The organism is Joostella sp. (genome assembly GCF_048266025.1).
Classification (GTDB): Bacteria; Bacteroidota; Bacteroidia; order Flavobacteriales; family Flavobacteriaceae; genus Galbibacter; species Galbibacter atrarenae.
Genome location: NZ_JBLXAF010000011.1, coordinates 19,517 through 33,719 on the forward strand (window position 1 = coordinate 19,517; position 14,203 = coordinate 33,719).

Consider the following 14,203-nt stretch of genomic DNA (forward strand, 5'->3'; position numbering starts at 1 on the left):
ATACTTAAATAAATTAATGAAAGAATTACTTAAACAATACGAAAATAAGTCCCCCGAAATAATTTTTAATTGGAAAGATTCTGAAACGGATGCTGAAGGGTGGACGGTTATTAATTCCCTTCGTGGGGGAGCTGCAGGAGGAGGAACTCGAATGAGAGTTGGACTCGATGCAAATGAGGTGCTTTCGCTAGCAAAAACAATGGAAGTTAAATTTACAGTTTCTGGTCCAGCAATTGGAGGAGCAAAATCAGGAATTAATTTTGATCCTAAAGACCCTAGAAAAAAAGGTGTTTTAGAGCGTTGGTATAAGGCAGTATCGCCTTTACTTAAAAGTTACTACGGTACCGGAGGAGATTTAAATGTAGATGAAATACACGAAGTGATTCCTATTACCGAGAATTGTGGTGTTTGGCATCCTCAAGAAGGTGTTTTTAACGGACATTTTAAGCCATCTGAAGCTGATAAAATTAATAGAATTGGACAGCTAAGGCAAGGTGTTATTAAAGTTTTAGAAAATAATAACTTCTCTCCAGATACAAAACAGAAATATACGGTAGCAGATATGATTACCGGTTATGGAGTTGCAGAGTCTGTAAAACACTATTATGATATTTATGGAGGTAACATTACTGAAAAAAGAGCAATTGTTCAAGGTTTTGGAAATGTAGGAGCTGCAGCAGCCTATTATTTGTCTCAAATGGGAGTAAAAATTGTTGGTATCATAGATATTAACGGAGGGGTTATTAATGAAGAAGGATTTACTTTCGAAACTATAAAAGGATTCTTTTTAGATAAAAAGGGGAATACCTTAGATCTTCCAGATATGATTCCTTTTGAGGAGATGAACGATCGTATTTGGAATCTCCAAGCAGAAATATTTTTACCTTGTGCAGCATCAAGACTTATAAAAAAAGAACAAATCTCTCAGTTAATAGCAACTGGTTTAGAGGTGGTTTCATGTGGTGCAAATGTTCCTTTCTCTGATAAAGAAATATTTTTTGGACCTATAATGGAATATACAGATCAAAGAATAAGTCTGATTCCAGATTTTATTTCGAACTGTGGAATGGCAAGAGTTTTTGCTTATTTTATGGAGCGAAGAACAGAAATGACGGACGAAGCAATCTTCGAAGACACTTCTAATACTATCAGAAAAGCATTACAAAACACGTATGAACATAATGCTGATAAAATAAATATTAGCAGTACCGCTTTTGAAATAGCATTAAAACAATTAATTTAGACGCAAATTATATACTAACAACTATAAAGTACTATGGAAAGCATAATTATCATTGTATTTGTTCTCGGTTATTTGGCAATCACCTTAGAACATAATTTAAAAATTGACAAATTGATTCCCGCTTTAGGGATGATGGCTCTTTTATGGGCAATAATCGCATTAACACACATGGATGTTTTTGAAGTTAATGCGGAGCTAAAAGAATTAGAAGCAACACATATTGACGAGATATTGCTTCATCACTTAGGAAAAACAGCAGAGATTCTTGTTTTCTTATTAGGAGCGATGACAATTGTTGAGATAATCGATTATTTCGATGGTTTTGCAACTATAAAAGGCTATATAAAAGCTAGAAGTAAGCGTAAGTTATTATGGATCTTTAGTATTCTTGCTTTTATATTATCAGCAATAATAGATAATCTTACTGCTACAATTGTATTAATAACAATACTTCAAAAAGTAATAAAAGATAGAGAACTTCGTCTTTGGTTTGCGGGTATTATTATTATAGCAGCCAATGCTGGAGGTGCATGGTCACCAATTGGAGATGTTACAACTACCATGTTATGGATAGGGCATAAAGTATCTGCTGCATTATTAATAGAGCACGTTTTAATACCATCAATTTTCTGTATGGTAGTGCCAGTTTTAATTGCTTCAAGATTAAAAATATTTAAAGGGAACATTGAAGGTGATTTTTCAGACACTGGATCGAAATCTAAATACGGTACAATTATGTTGTATTTAGGTTTAGGGATGATCGTTTTTGTTCCTCTTTTTAAAACAGTAACACATTTGCCTCCATATGTTGGTATGATGCTTTCTTTGGCAGTAGTAGCAACTTTTGCTGAGATTTACAGTAATAAAAAATTCGCAATCTCTGGAGTAAATGAAGATAGTGGAGATTTTGAAGGACACCATAGTCCAGTGCACCACTCGCTTGCAAGAATTGAGCTTCCAAGTATCTTATTCTTCTTAGGGATATTAATGGCGGTAGCTGCTTTAGAATCTCTTGGAATGTTATTCCATTTTGCTGAAAAGATGGACGCTGTAATGCCTATGTTAGGAACAGAGTCTGCAGGAGAGAAAGTATCAGATTTAGTAGTTCTTATTTTAGGAGTAGGTTCAGCGGTTATTGATAATGTTCCGTTAGTAGCAGCTAGTATGGGGATGTTCTCAGTTGGTGTAGATGATCCTGTTTGGCATTTTATTGCTTATTCAGCAGGTACAGGAGGAAGTATGCTTATTATCGGTTCTGCTGCTGGTGTAGTAGCAATGGGAATGGAAAAAATTGACTTTTTCTGGTATTTGAAAAAAATAGCTTGGTTAGCGTTAATAGGATTCTTATCTGGAGCTGTTGTTTTTGTACTGCTAAGAAATTTCGTGTTAAACGTATAATTTTATATCTAAAAGGACGTTATAAATCAAACCCAATAAGTTTAAATAATAATATATGATATTATTTCAAGAAGCAACTCAAGAAGTCGCTCAAGAGGTTATTTCTGAAGAGAAAACGCTTTCAGTGATAGATTTGATTTTGAATGGAGGTACAGCTAGTATGCTGATAATAGCAGTGCTTTTTGTATTGTTATTTGTAGCACTTTACATTTATTTCGAAAGAATCTTTGCCATAAAAGCAGCTTCAAAAATTGATAAAAATTTTATGCTTCAAATTAAAGACCATGTATCTAATGGTAAACTGGAAGCAGCTAAAATACTGTGTGCACAAACAGATTCTCCAGTAGCAAGATTAACAGAAAAGGGAATCTCTAGAATAGGGAAGCCTTTGGAAGATATAAATAAGGCTATTGAGAATGCAGGTACATTAGAAGTTTACAAGTTAGAAAAGAATGTTAGTGTTCTAGCTACTGTTGCTGGAGCTGCTCCAATGATTGGTTTCTTAGGAACTGTAATAGGAATGATTATTGCATTTCATCAAATGGCAACTAGCGGAGGTCAAGCAGAAATGGGACAATTGGCAAGTGGTATTTATACAGCCATGACAACTACTGTTGCTGGTCTTGTTGTAGGTATTATAGCTTATATTGGTTATAACCATTTGGTAGTAAAAACCGATAAGGTAGTACATAATATGGAGGCTAATGCTGTAGAGTTTTTAGATCTTCTTGAAGAACCTATGTAGTTTTAAATAACTATAAACTTTAATACAAAATAGATAGTTTGTTTTTATCAGACTATCTATTTTGTAATTAGAAACACTGAAATATTAGATTATGAAATACTTAAAGAAACTAGATCGTTCTAGTTGAAACTTTGGTATTCCATCTGACTATTAAAGAATTATTAAACAGTAACAGATGAAATTAAAAGGAAGAAACAAAGTGTCTCCAGAGTTCAGTATGAGCTCCATGACTGATATTGTTTTTCTGCTCTTGGTGTTCTTTATGCTTACCTCAAATTCTCCAAATGCCTTAGATTTACTTTTACCAAAAGCTAAAGGGAAGTCTACAAATACACAAAACGTATCCGTAAGTATTAATAAAGATTTAGATATTTATGTTGATAATGTAAAAGTGAAATTTGAATTTGTAGAAACAGAGTTAAAACGTAGATTAAAAGGAGTAGATGAGCCTACAATTATTTTACGTGCAGAGAAAAGTGTTCCTATCGATAATGCCGTGAATATTATGGATATTGCGAATCAGAATAATTATAAAGTAATTTTAGCAGTAAGACCTAAATAGAGATGTCGCTTTTAGATACCCAACATAAAAAGAAATCCTTTACAGTAACAACAGTTTTGTTGTCGATACTGCTATTTCTGATGTTTTATATTGGGTTAAGTTATCTCGATCCACCAATAGAAAATGGTATTTCGGTAAATTTCGGAACTACAAATTATGGTAGTGGAAATGTACAACCAAAAGAAAAAATAAAAAGTACACCAGTTAAGAAGCCTGTTGTTGAAGAAACTCCAGTGGAAGCGACTCCACCAGAGCCTACAGCTCCTGCAGAATCAGCTCCTAGTAAAGCTGAAGATGTTGTTACTCAAAACAACGAAGAGTCTGTTGTAATAAAAAAACAAAAGGAAGCCGCTGAAGCTAAGAAAGCAGCCGATGCTAAGAAGAAAGCCGAAGCGGAAGCTAAGAAAAAGGCAGAAGCAGAGGCTGAACGTAAAGAATTAGCACGAAAAGCGGAAGAAGAGCGTATTAAAAAGGAACAAGAAGCTAAAAAGAAGAATCTTGATGCTATGATGGGTGGGCTGAATAGTTCCGATGGTACAGCTACTGGAAGTGAAGGTGATGATAACCGTGCAGGAGATAAAGGACAGCCGGATGGCGATCCATATGCCACTAGTTATTTTGGTGATGGAGGATCTGGTTCAGGAGGTTCAGGATATGGCCTAAATGGACGTAAATTACAGTCGGGAGATAAATTTGTTCAAGATTGTAATGAATCGGGTACAGTGGTTGTGAAGATTGAAGTTGATCGCTCAGGAAAAGTTATTAATGCTACTCCTGGAGTGAGAGGGACCACAAATACAGCACCTTGTTTAAAAGAAGCAGCTAGTAAAACTGCGCGTTCGTATAAATGGAACTCCGATCCAAATGCACCATCTCGACAAGTTGGCTTTGTGGTCGTTAATTTTAAATTAGGAGAATAACATTTACTTCGAGCTATTTACACCTGAAAATTTATTGCTTACTAGAAGTTTACAATACACAAACTACATATTTAATAGCCTTATTTATATAATATGACTTACGAGCAAACCCTAGATTGGATGTTTGGTAGATTGCCCATGTATCAGAAACAAGGGCAATCGGCTTTTAAGCCTAAGTTAACCAACACCGTTGCTTTAATAGAACATCTTAATAATCCCCATGAGAATTTTAAATCTATTCATGTAGCTGGAACTAATGGAAAGGGGTCTACGAGTCATATGTTAGCATCTGTGCTTCAAGAGGCAGGCTATAAAGTTGGTTTGTATACTTCTCCCCATTTAAAGGATTTTCGTGAGCGTATAAAAATTAACGGAGAAGAGGTTTCAGAGAAATTTGTGATCGATTTTATTTCAGAAAACAAGAATTTTTTAGAGGTAAATACACTTTCCTTTTTTGAAATGACTGTAGGGATGGCGTTTCATTATTTTTCAGCTGAAAAAGTAGACATCGCCATTATTGAGGTAGGATTAGGAGGGAGATACGACTCTACAAATATCATAACTCCAGAAATCTCTTTAATAACGAATATCGGGTTAGATCATACAGATATGCTCGGAGATACGTTGCCTAAAATTGCATGGGAGAAAGCGGGTATAATAAAACCGAATGTGCCTGTTGTAATCAGTGAATATCATCCAGAAACATATCCTGTTTTTGAAGAGGTCGCTAAAGAATGTAATACATCATTAACCTTGGCTGCTCATTTGGATGTAAGCTATAAAAGCGATTTGTTAGGAGCGTATCAGGAAAAAAATATAAAAGCGGTTGTCTGTGCCTTAAAGCAATTAGAAGGTTTTACAATTACAGAAGATAATTTGATTAACGGATTAAAAAATACGGTTCGAAATACTGGCTTGATGGGGAGGTGGCAGCAATTAGGAATTAATCCGACAATTGTTTGTGATACGGCCCATAATAAAGAAGGACTTTCTATTGTTATGGATCAGCTTTCAAAACAAAAATATAACGATTTACATATTGTTTTAGGTTTTGTTAAAGACAAAAAACTGACAGATATACTTCCAATATTACCAAAAGAAGCTACTTATTACTTTTGTAAGCCAGAAATTTCTAGAGGCTTAGATGCTTTAGTTTTACAAGAGAATGCAAGTGCTTATGGCTTGGAGGGGTTTGTATATAGTTCAGTTTCAGATGCTTTTAGTGCGGCTAAAGAGAGTGCTCAAGAAAGAGATTTTATATATGTAGGAGGTAGTACTTTTGTGGTTGCTGAAATACTCTAAATTTTTCATCTTTTTCTTTGTTGAAATGAAAAACTGTTCTATATTTGCAACCGCAATCAAGCAAATGAAGGGCGATTAGCTCAGTTGGTTCAGAGCACCTGCCTTACAAGCAGGGGGTCACTGGTTCGAATCCAGTATCGCCCACCAATTTTGAGACTTCCTTGACGGGAGTCTTTTTTTATAACAAGCTTTCATTTACTTGATTTCCCTTTAGAGGGCGATTAGCTCAGTTGGTTCAGAGCACCTGCCTTACAAGCAGGGGGTCACTGGTTCGAATCCAGTATCGCCCACCACTATAACAAGCCATTCAGGAAACTGAGTGGCTTTTTTGTTTTCTTCTAGATTCTCTTTTCGTAATTTTATGTCATTAAATCTTAATCATGAATATTTTAATTTACGGAATTGGTGGTGTTGGAGGTTATTTTGGAGGAAAACTGGCAACAACAGATCACCACGTTAGTTTCTATGGTAGAGGTTCACACCTAAAGGCAATCCAAGAGAATGGACTTCAAGTAAAAAGTTTTGAAGGAGATTTTAAAGTATATCCAGATATTGCAACAAATAGTTTGGAAGATATTCCTACGCCAGATTTAGTTTTGCTGGGAGTAAAAAGTTGGCAGTTAGAAGAAGCTGCTTTAGCAATCAAACCTTTTTTAAAAGAAACCACAGCAGTCTTGCCCCTGCAGAATGGAGCCGATAACCACGGTAAGCTTTTAAAATGTTTGTCTGAGGAGCAAGTATTAGCGGGTCTTTGTAATCTAATAAGTTATATAGAATCTCCGGGGGTAATTTGTCATTTTGCGATTCATCCAACCTTAACTTTTGGAGAGATTGATAATGAGAAGTCAGATAGAGTAAGTGCTATAAATGCAGTTTTTAATGAAGCTGGAATTGTAAGTTTTATTGCTGATGACATTCATCGTGAAATTTGGAAAAAATTTATGTTTATAGCTACCATAAGTGCCATTGGGGGACTTACTCGCGTGCCTATTGGAGTAATTAGATCAAGTCCGTATTTGTATAAGAAAATGGAAGAGATTGCGAATGAGATTTTGCATGTAGCACAAGCAAAACAAATGAATTTGACAGTTAAAGATGTAGAAAATGTATTTAAAACAATAGATAAACTAGATCCACAAAGTACAGCCTCTACACAACGTGATATTATGGAAGGAAAACCTTCAGAGCTTGAAAATTTTAATGGGTATATAGTTAAAGAAGGAGCTCGTTTAAACGTGGCTACACCAGTAAATGAATTTATTTATGAATGTTTGAAGCCTATGGAAACAAAATCCAGAAGTAAATGATAGTTTTAGGTAAGAAACAGTATCGGTAGTTGTTTTCTCTCTATTGAAAATAGAGTAATAATTAACGTTTTAATTGAATAGATAGCTTGCTTTTTTTTCGTTGATAAGTATATACGGTGTAATTACATAAATATTTAGCAACATATTTAGCGATAAACACACCAATCAATATAGGAATGAATAGTTGAAAGCCTCCACCTACAATAGCACATGTTAAGAATAACGAGGTTAAAGGAGCGTGGATTGCAGCACTTAGCATAGCTCCAGCACCGATTAAAGCAAAATTCAATACGATTAAATCGGTATGCAGATAATGATTACAAAAGGTAGCAACAAAAATACCAAGAACAGCACCTGTAACAATGCTAGGGGCAAAAACTCCGCCATCACCACCTGCGCCTAAAGTTAAAGACGCCGCCAATGGTTTGAGGATGATAATACAAAATAATGTCGCAATAAATCCTAATGAAAACTGAATATAATGGTCGGGGGCTAATAGTTCTATTACCCCGTGATAACTGTCTCCATATAATGCTGGGAAGAAGAAAATAGAAATCCCAACGAGCAGTGCACCAAGATTCACACGGATAAAATTATTTTCAATTTTAGAGAATTTTTCTTTTATAAAAATGACGCTTTTAGTGAAGTAAACAGCCATTAATCCAGCAAGAATACTCAGTATAATCATAAAAGGAATAGCGCTTGTATTCCAAAAAGAAACTTCTAAGTTAAAAAGAGGTCCTTTATCAAAAAAATGCACAAAAGTCCAAGCTAATAAAGCAGTAATGCTACAACTTAAAAGAATAGTTTTGGTTACTTTTCTTGAGATTACTTCAATAGAAAAAAGGATTCCAGCAATAGGGCTTCCAAACAAAACGGTTATACCAGCAGCTACTCCTGCACAAATTAGTTCCGTTTTATAGATGTTTGCAACGCCATCCTTTCTGTGGATAGAAGCTCCTATAGCAGCCGTAGCTACTACTGTAGATACTTCAATTCCTGTAGAGCCGCCAAAAATAACAGTGAGAAATCCGTTAATATAATGGGACGGAACTTTGTAAAAAGGGAGTTCGTCCCTTCTGTGGTCTAAAGTGTGAAAGATTTCAGCAATGCCTTTATTTTTCTTTCCTCTGAAAAGATATTTTCGAGTAAAATAGATGAGTGTAATTCCAATTGAAGGCACTATAATATAAAGTATGGGTAGTTTCTTGATACCTTCAAAAAGATGTTCTTCAAAAAGCTCGGTAATTAATTTCAGAGTATAACCTAAAGCTGTAGCAAGGAGTCCGACAATAATTGATCCTGTAATTAATCCGTAGTAACTTTTTTTAATGGTTTCTTTTTTCATGGAGTTAACTTCCTCTCTTCAACTAAATTTAAGGATGCAAAATTATAAAAAATAAAGCTGTAGATCTCATAAAATCATAATTACTGCCTTTTGCTTTTATAATACATTGTTGTTGTTTAACTCTCTTATTTTTTTGATTTAACCTCTAATTTGAATTAATTAATAGCTTCTTTTTGAAAAATCATCAAAAATCAAGAGTGCTCCATGATAAAACAATCCAAAATTTGCATAGTGTGCTTTATATTCAATAATTTTATTTACTTGAAGTTTAGTGCTTTATGAGTCTGTAGGTCAAGGAACTTTTTCAGTAGCTATAAAAGCATTAAATTATAATAGAAATTTTTTAGCATATGAAGATTAATACTAAAGAACACGAGCGATTACAAGAAAATTATTCGGAGAAGAAAGATTGGCTTAAGTGGGGGCCTTACTTAAGTGAGAGGCAATGGGGGACAGTTCGTGAAGATTATAGTGCTAATGGTGATGCATGGGGTTATTTTACACACGATAATGCTCGAAGTAGGACGTACCGCTGGGGGGAAGATGGAATAGCAGGAATTAGCGACCGTTATTGTAATATATGTTTTGGAATTTCTCTATGGAATGGAAAAGATTCCATCTTAAAAGAAAGACTTTTTGGATTAACAGGTCCTGAAGGGAATCATGGTGAAGATGTAAAGGAGCTGTATTATTATTTGGAAAATACACCTTCTCATTCTTATATGAAACATCTTTATAAATATCCACAGAATGAATTTCCCTATAAAAAGATTGTAGAAGAAAATAGGAAACGAGGACTGCACGAACTCGAATATAAAATATTAGATTCTGATGCTTTTAAAAACAACGAATATTTTGATGTTACTACAGAGTACGCAAAGGCAGATAATGAAGATATGCTTATTAAAATTACGGTACAGAATGTAGCTGATAAAGAAGCGTCAGTACATTTGTTACCTACGCTTTGGATTCGTAATTTTTGGAGTTTTGTAGATATGGAAGAGAAACCTTCCATAAAAAAAGAGCATAGTCAAAGTGGGGATTTTGTGTCCATAGATCATATTTATGTGGGTAAATATAATTTGTATTTTGAAGAGGCTGATCTATTATTTTTTACGGAAAATGAAACCAACGATGAGGTGCTTTATAATAAAAAAAACAATCATCCTTATAAAAAAGACCTCTTTCATACCTCTTTAATTAACGGTGATCTTTCATTAGTAACTGCAAAAAGTGAGGGTACTAAATTTGCTCCTGTTTATAAATTAAGCTTTCAAGGAGGAGAAACGAGGACTATAAAATTAAGACTCAGTAAAGATCGATTGCAAGATCCATTTGGAGAGCAGTTTAATGTTGTTTTTGATAAAAGAATAGCAGAGTGTGATCATTTTTATGATTCGGTAACCAAAGGGAGCACACCAGAGCGTAAATCTATTCAGCGACAAGCATATTCTGGGTTGTTATGGACAAAACAGTATTATAATTATGAGGTAGAAACTTGGCTTAAAGGAGATTCAGAAGTCTCTATTCCGCCTGTTGAACGACTTTCAGGGAGAAATAATAATTGGAAAACTTTACGTAATCACGATATAATGTCGATGCCAGATAAATGGGAATATCCTTGGTATGCATCTTGGGACTCTGCTTTTCATTGTGTGTCTTTTGCAAAGGTGGATCCAGAATTTGCTAAAAATCAGCTTATACTTTTTACTAAAGAATGGTATATGGCGCCAAACGGTCAGATTCCAGCATACGAGTGGTCTTTTAGTGATGTTAATCCTCCAGTCCAAGCTTGGGCGGCAATGCAAGTTTATAAATTGGATAAGAAAGAAAATGGTGCTGGAGATATAAAATTTTTAAAGCAGATGTTAAATAAGCTCGCTTTAAATTTTACGTGGTGGGTTAATAGATTGGATAGCAATAACAATAATATTTTTGAAGGTGGATTTTTAGGCTTAGATAATATAGGTGTTTTTGATAGAAGTTATGGCGTTCCAGGGAATGGGAAATTAGAACAGGTTGATGGTACTTCATGGATGGCGCTATATTGTTTGAGTATGCTTGAGATGAGTCTTGAAGTTTCTTTACAGGATGATGCTTTTGAGGATATGGCAGTAAAATATTTTGGACATTTTATTTTCATTGCTGAGGCTTTAAATAAAATTAATATTGATTCTAAAGGAACTTGGGATGAGGAAGAAGGGTTTTTCTATGATAAATTAACGCTTCCTTCTGGAGAATCTACGCCCATAAAAGTGCGTTCTATAGCAGGATTGTTATCGATGACTGCGGTGTTAAATATTAAAAAGGAGGTGTTGAGTAAGCTTCCAAAATTTGAACGTAGTGTTAATTGGTTTAAAGAATATAGGAAGGAGACATTTAAATATCCAGTAATCCAGTCTTTTGTAGATGGAGAGGATTTGTTATTATCGTTAGTCCCACAAGATCGTTTATTGGTGTTAATGAAAAGTTTTTTAGATGAGAAAGAATTTTTAAGCGATTATGGAATTAGATCGCTATCCAAAGCACATGAAGAGCCTTATCATATTCGTATTGAAAATATAGATTATAGCATTAATTATGAGCCAGCAGAATCTACAGTTCATCTCTTTGGAGGGAATTCTAATTGGAGAGGTCCAATTTGGATGCCAATTAATTTTTTATTCATACAAGCTTTAAAAGAGTATGAAAGTCATAATATGGGGGCTTTAAGCTTTGAGTTTCCTAGTGGGAGTGGGATTAAAAAAGAGCTTTCTCATATCACCAATGACCTCAGTGAGCGTTTAATTAAAATGTTTGAAAAGGATAAAAATGGAAACCGACCAATAAATGCAAATCATCCGGCGAAATATAAGGATCCTTTATTTGATGAATTGATTTTGTTCTATGAGTATTTTGATGGAGATAACGGACGTGGTTTGGGTGCTTCTCATCAGACGGGTTGGACAAGTTTAGTGGCAAATTTAATAGATGATATATCTTAGTTAGTCGGTTTTATGACTTTAGTTTTGCTGAAATAACGATTGATTATTTATAAAATAAAGTGACTATAAATCCATGCTTGGGAATCTTTTTCTTAAGCGTGGATTTTTTATTTTCAAAAAACATTTTTCTTATAATCCTATGTTTTATAGGATTTTACAGGTTTTTTGGGTTGCAAATCATCATATGAATATCATATAAAATGAATTTAACACAGCTTTAAGAAAACCGCTCTCCTTTTTTCTTCGTTAGTATAGGTGAAGATTAATCATTAAAACATCAATTATGAAAAAAGAGATAATAAAAGTTCATCAGCCAAAGAGCTTTAATAAAAGAAGACAATTTTTAAAATTGAGTGGATTGGCTGTCGCGGGTACAGGGTTATTATTAGCTTGTAATAACGATGACGATCAAGATATGATGATGCCGCCAACCGATGGTATATTCGATCTTGGAGAAGGTGATCTTGGAGTTTTAAATTATGCTTATGCATTAGAGCAACTAGAAGCAGATTTTTATACCAAGGTTGTTAATTCTTTTTATGCTAATATTTCTGACGAAGAGAGACAAGTGCTTACAGATTTATATTACCATGAGGTAAATCATAGAGATTTTTTCCAAGCTGCAATTTCTGCTGCTGTAGATGGAAATACAGAACTTATACTACCAACTTTAGAGTTTGATTATGGAGGTTTAGATTTTAATAACAGAGATCAAGTTTTAGGAACTGCAAAGGTGTTGGAAGATACTGGAGTTGCAGCTTATAATGGTGCTGGAAGTTTAATTTCTAATCCAGATTATTTATTAATAGCAGGAAAAATTGTTTCCGTTGAAGCTAGACATGCATCAGCGATAAGAACTTTGATTAATCCTGGTTCTGCGGATTTTGCAGGAGATGATGTTGTAACTGTAGGTACAGGATTGGACGCTGCACTAAGCCCATCAGAGATTTTGGCAGCGGTAGGTGAAACTGGGTTTATTAAAACTGAATTTACAGCTAATAACTTACCTTAATTATAAGGACTTCACACATTGATAAATAACATAATTTATTTTCAGCAGTAAAAAGCTGACTTAACTTTAAAATTGAAAACTATGAATATTATAAATTTTTTAGATGATTTTACTACTAGTAATATTTTAGAAGGAACATCATCAAGACGAGATATATTTGGAACATTAGGTAATTTAGGAAAAAAAGCAGCTATAGCAGCTGTGCCTTTTGGATTGGCAGCAATGCCTAAAAAGACTTACGCACAATCTATGGATACAGATCCAGTTGGAGCTTTACAATTGGCATTAACCTTAGAATATTTAGAAGATGAATTCTACGATCTAGCATTACAATCTGGAGTATTGCCTTCAGGTAGACCAGAAACAGTTTATATGCAGATTTCTAAACATGAACAAGCACACGTAGATTTCTTAATAGCAGGATTAGAAGGAGCAGGAGTTACTCCAGTATCAAAACCAACGTTTGATTTTACTGTAGGCGGCGCTTTCGATCCTTTTAATGATAATGGAGTAGGGCAAGAAACAGCTTACGCACAGTTATTGGCATTAGCGCAAGCTTTTGAAGATACAGGGGTGAGAGCTTACAAAGGGCAAGCAGGAAATTTATTAGGTTCCCCGTTTTTAACTGCAGCCTTACAGATTCATTCTGTCGAAGCTAGGCATGCTTCAGAAATTAGAAGGTTAAGAGGCTTAAAAGGATGGATTACTGGAAATGAAAGAGGTGCAGGAATGCCAGAGGCTACACAAGCAGTTTATAATGGAGAGGATAATGTAATGCAAGGTGGACTGGATGTTACTACATTAGGAACAGGAGCTGCTTTTGGTATGGATGCTTCAACAGAAGCATACGACGAAGCATTATCTGGAGATGATGCAGTGTCTATCGCTAGCTTATTTATAGTAGAAGAATAATTTTTTAAGTTGGTTGTTTAGGTCGTTTAGGGAGTGCAATTCCTTAAACGACCTTTTTTTATGCCAAATAGTCTAATATTCTTTCTAAAGCCATTCCTCGTGAACCTTTTATTAAGAGATGTTTTTCTGAAGGTTTGTGAGTTTTTATGTGCTCCTTAAGGTCTTCGAAGGATCTAAATTTTAAGGCTTTGGTTTCTGTTTGATAAAAATTCTCTCCAACAAGAATAGTAGTATCAAAGCTTAGTTTCTCTGCAAGCTCAGCTATATATTGATGTTCTTCTTCAGCTTCATTTCCAAGTTTAAATACATTTACTAGAATAATTAAAAAGATTTTTTTGAGTTGGTAAAAATTTGAAGATGTTATGATCTAGGGTGTTTTTTTGTGGTTTATTTACGAATTCTCTTTTTTTGCTTAAAATCTTCATATCATTTCTTTTTTTATTTTTTCATAAGTGTTAGTTTTCTGTGTA

General features: G+C 34.4%; 11 protein-coding genes and 2 tRNA genes. 12 read left to right on the plus strand and 1 reads right to left on the minus strand.

Annotated features, from left to right (window positions below; all coding sequences use genetic code 11):
* The first annotated feature begins 16 nt into the window (after positions 1-16).
* The 9 genes from ACN0TY_RS15400 to ACN0TY_RS15440 all read left to right on the plus strand — a co-directional run bounded on the left by ACN0TY_RS15400 (position 17) and on the right by ACN0TY_RS15440 (position 7,477).
* Positions 17-1,243 carry a Glu/Leu/Phe/Val dehydrogenase dimerization domain-containing protein gene (locus tag ACN0TY_RS15400; RefSeq protein WP_236960123.1) on the plus strand — a complete coding sequence of 409 codons (1,227 nt, stop codon included), beginning with the start codon at positions 17-19 and terminating at the stop codon, positions 1,241-1,243.
* Between the two features lie 33 nt (positions 1,244-1,276).
* On the plus strand, positions 1,277-2,641 hold the full coding sequence (gene nhaD, locus ACN0TY_RS15405; RefSeq protein WP_417445184.1) for a sodium:proton antiporter NhaD: 1,365 nt from the start codon (positions 1,277-1,279) through the stop codon (positions 2,639-2,641).
* Positions 2,642-2,696: 55 nt separating this feature from the next.
* The gene (locus ACN0TY_RS15410; RefSeq protein WP_236960119.1) at positions 2,697-3,386 is read left to right on the plus strand and encodes a MotA/TolQ/ExbB proton channel family protein; all 690 of its coding nucleotides are present in this window, start codon (positions 2,697-2,699) and stop codon (positions 3,384-3,386) included.
* Between the two features lie 175 nt (positions 3,387-3,561).
* Positions 3,562-3,948, plus strand: a complete 387-nt coding sequence (locus ACN0TY_RS15415; protein WP_417445185.1) for an ExbD/TolR family protein — start codon at positions 3,562-3,564, stop codon at positions 3,946-3,948.
* A gap of 2 nt (positions 3,949-3,950) precedes the next feature.
* Positions 3,951-4,868: an energy transducer TonB gene (locus ACN0TY_RS15420; RefSeq protein WP_236960115.1), complete on the plus strand. Its 918-nt coding sequence runs from the start codon at positions 3,951-3,953 to the stop codon at positions 4,866-4,868.
* Positions 4,869-4,961: 93 nt separating this feature from the next.
* Entirely contained in the window at positions 4,962-6,170 is a 1,209-nt protein-coding gene (locus ACN0TY_RS15425) for a bifunctional folylpolyglutamate synthase/dihydrofolate synthase (RefSeq protein ID WP_236960113.1), read from the plus strand.
* Positions 6,171-6,239: 69 nt separating this feature from the next.
* A tRNA-Val gene (locus ACN0TY_RS15430) sits at positions 6,240-6,317 on the plus strand.
* A gap of 68 nt (positions 6,318-6,385) precedes the next feature.
* Positions 6,386-6,463: transfer RNA gene (locus ACN0TY_RS15435), tRNA-Val, on the plus strand.
* An 87-nt stretch (positions 6,464-6,550) separates the two neighbouring features.
* On the plus strand, positions 6,551-7,477 hold the full coding sequence (locus tag ACN0TY_RS15440) for a ketopantoate reductase family protein (RefSeq protein ID WP_417445186.1): 927 nt from the start codon (positions 6,551-6,553) through the stop codon (positions 7,475-7,477).
* Between the two features lie 61 nt (positions 7,478-7,538).
* Here the strand turns inward: ACN0TY_RS15440 and ACN0TY_RS15445 are convergent, their stop codons facing one another.
* On the minus strand, positions 7,539-8,825 hold the full coding sequence (locus ACN0TY_RS15445; protein WP_417445187.1) for a chloride channel protein: 1,287 nt from the start codon (positions 8,823-8,825) through the stop codon (positions 7,539-7,541).
* Between the two features lie 350 nt (positions 8,826-9,175).
* Here ACN0TY_RS15445 and ACN0TY_RS15450 point away from each other — a divergent pair, with 350 nt between their 5' ends.
* From ACN0TY_RS15450 to ACN0TY_RS15460, 3 genes are all read left to right on the plus strand, one after another.
* The gene (locus ACN0TY_RS15450; protein ID WP_417445188.1) at positions 9,176-11,809 is read left to right on the plus strand and encodes an MGH1-like glycoside hydrolase domain-containing protein; all 2,634 of its coding nucleotides are present in this window, start codon (positions 9,176-9,178) and stop codon (positions 11,807-11,809) included.
* 283 nt (positions 11,810-12,092) lie between these two features.
* On the plus strand, positions 12,093-12,821 hold the full coding sequence (locus ACN0TY_RS15455) for a ferritin-like domain-containing protein (RefSeq protein WP_417445189.1): 729 nt from the start codon (positions 12,093-12,095) through the stop codon (positions 12,819-12,821).
* A gap of 81 nt (positions 12,822-12,902) precedes the next feature.
* Positions 12,903-13,733 (plus strand): ferritin-like domain-containing protein, encoded by an 831-nt coding sequence (locus ACN0TY_RS15460; RefSeq protein ID WP_236960103.1) that lies wholly within the window; start codon positions 12,903-12,905, stop codon positions 13,731-13,733.
* Positions 13,734-14,203: the final 470 nt, after the last annotated feature.